General features: G+C 73.7%; 2 protein-coding genes. Both read left to right on the top strand.

The window, feature by feature from the left end:
* Positions 1 to 409, top strand: a 409-nt coding sequence (locus tag RIF68_RS36340) for a DUF3459 domain-containing protein (protein ID WP_309056033.1), incomplete at its 5' end; no start/stop codon positions are given.
* Positions 394 to 1,452, top strand: a complete 1,059-nt coding sequence (locus RIF68_RS36335) for a LacI family DNA-binding transcriptional regulator (protein ID WP_309056031.1) — start codon at positions 394 to 396, stop codon at positions 1,450 to 1,452. The genes RIF68_RS36340 and RIF68_RS36335, both read left to right, overlap by 16 nt.
* Positions 1,453 to 1,510: the final 58 nt, after the last annotated feature.

The following is a 1,510-nucleotide window of genomic DNA, read 5'->3' as shown; positions in this document are numbered from 1 at the left end:
GGACGGCTTCCGCGACGGCTGCCGCGTCCCGATCCCGTGGAACCGCGAGGGAACGAGTTACGGCTTCGGCGAAGGCGGCAGCTGGCTCCCGCAGCCCGCCGGCTGGGGCGAGCTCTCCGTGGAGGCGCAGACCGGTGTGGAGGGCTCCACCCTGGAGCTGTACCGGACCGCGATCGCCGCCCGCCGCGAGCACCCGGGCCTCGGCGCGGGCTCCGAGGTGGAGTGGCTGGACGGCCCCGAGGGCGTCCTCGTCCTCGCCCGCCCCGGCTTCGTCTGCACCGTCAACACCACCGGCGCCCCGGTCCGCATCGCCGCCCGCGGCCGGGTGCTGCTCGCCAGCTCCCCGGTCAGCGTCGACGGCGCCGAGGCCGTCCTGCCCGCCGACACCACGGTGTGGTGGACGGTGTGACACTGCCCGCACCCAGGACCACGGCAGCGCCCCGCCTCTCCGACATCGCCGGCCAGGCGGCGGTCAGCGAGGCGACGGTCAGCCGGGTCCTGAACGGGAAGCAGGGCGTCGCGGACACCACGCGCCAGCGGGTGCTCGCGGCGCTCGACATCCTGGGCTACGAACGGCCCGTACGGCTGCGGCAGCGCAGCGCCGGACTGATCGGCCTGGTGACGCCCGAACTCACCAACCCGATCTTCCCGGCGTTCGCGCAGTCCGTGGAACAGGTGCTGGCCGGACACGGCTACACCCCCGTGCTCTGCACCCAGCTCCCGGGCGGGGCGACCGAGGACGAGCTCGTCGAACAGCTCGTGGAGCGGGGCGTCGGCGGCATCGTCTTCCTCTCCGGGCTGCACGCCGACACCTCGGCCGACCCGGCCCGGTACGCCGCGCTCACCGAGCGCGGTGTGCCGTTCGTCCTGATCAACGGCTACAACGAGCGCATCAGTGCACCGTTCGTCTCGCCTGATGACAACGCTGCCGTACGCATGGCCGTGGGCCACCTCGCCGACCTCGGCCACCGCCGGGTCGGCCTGGCGATCGGCCCGCAGCGGTACGTCCCCTCCCGGCGGAAGCGGGACGGGTTCGTGGAGACGGCCATCTCGCTGCTCGGCATGGACCGGGCGGAGGCCGAAGGGCTCGTCTGCTCCACCCTGTTCAGCGTCGAGGGCGGCCAGGTGGCGGCGGGCGCCCTGCTGGACGCCGGGTGCACCGGCATCGTCTGCGGCAGCGACCTGATGGCCCTGGGCGTCGTGCGCGCCGCCCGGGGGAGGGGACTGGACGTTCCGCGTGACGTCTCGGTCGTCGGCTTCGACGACTCGCAGCTCATCGCGTTCACCGACCCGCCGCTGACCACCGTGCGCCAGCCCGTGCAGGCGATGGCGGCGGCCGCGGTGGGCGCGCTCCTCGAGGAGATCGGCGGAAGTCCGGTGCAGCGCACCGAGTACGTCTTCCAGCCGGAGCTGGTCGTACGGGGCTCGACGGCGGCGGTACGGAGCGACTGACCCGAACACGGGAGGACACGTACAGAGAGGCGTCCAGGAGTCGGCCCAGGAAGGGCCG

The sequence above is a fragment of the Streptomyces sp. genome (genome assembly GCF_031178505.1).
GTDB classification, from domain to species: domain Bacteria; phylum Actinomycetota; class Actinomycetes; order Streptomycetales; family Streptomycetaceae; genus Streptomyces; species Streptomyces gulbargensis.
The sequence above is the reverse complement of the archived record's forward strand: the minus strand, read 5'-3'. Positions and strand labels throughout refer to the sequence as shown.